The sequence below is a fragment of the Flavobacterium tistrianum genome (assembly GCF_003254545.1).
GTDB classification, from domain to species: domain Bacteria; phylum Bacteroidota; class Bacteroidia; order Flavobacteriales; family Flavobacteriaceae; genus Flavobacterium; species Flavobacterium tistrianum.
The window spans coordinates 1-352 of record NZ_QJRH01000024.1 but is presented as its reverse complement, the minus strand read 5'-3'; the positions used below and the strand labels follow the sequence as shown (position 1 = coordinate 352).

General features: G+C 44.0%; 1 protein-coding gene. It reads left to right on the top strand.

All coding sequences use genetic code 11. The annotated features are described in order from the left end of the window. On the top strand, positions 1-352 hold a 352-nt coding region (locus tag DMB71_RS00115; protein ID WP_162614727.1), incomplete at both ends, for a family 43 glycosylhydrolase.

The window sequence follows — 352 nt, the reverse complement described above, 5'->3', positions numbered from 1 at the left end:
AATGGAAGATTACCATGTTTTTTCTATGGAAGACATTTCATCGGAAGCTGTTGATAATGGCGTTGCATTGCATGTGGATGATGTTGCCTGGGCCGAAAAGCAGATGTGGGCACCTGATGCCGCGCACAAAGACGGAAAATACTATCTGTATTTCCCTGCCAAACGTGCCAATGGAATTTTCCAGATTGGAGTAGCAGTTTCAGATTCTCCCGTTGGGCCTTTTGTTCCTGAAAAAGACGCCATAAAAGGCAGCTACAGTATTGATCCAACTGTTTTTAAAGACGAGGACGGCAGGCATTACATTTATTTTGGCGGTATCTGGGGCGGACAGCTTCAGAAATATCGAAATAAT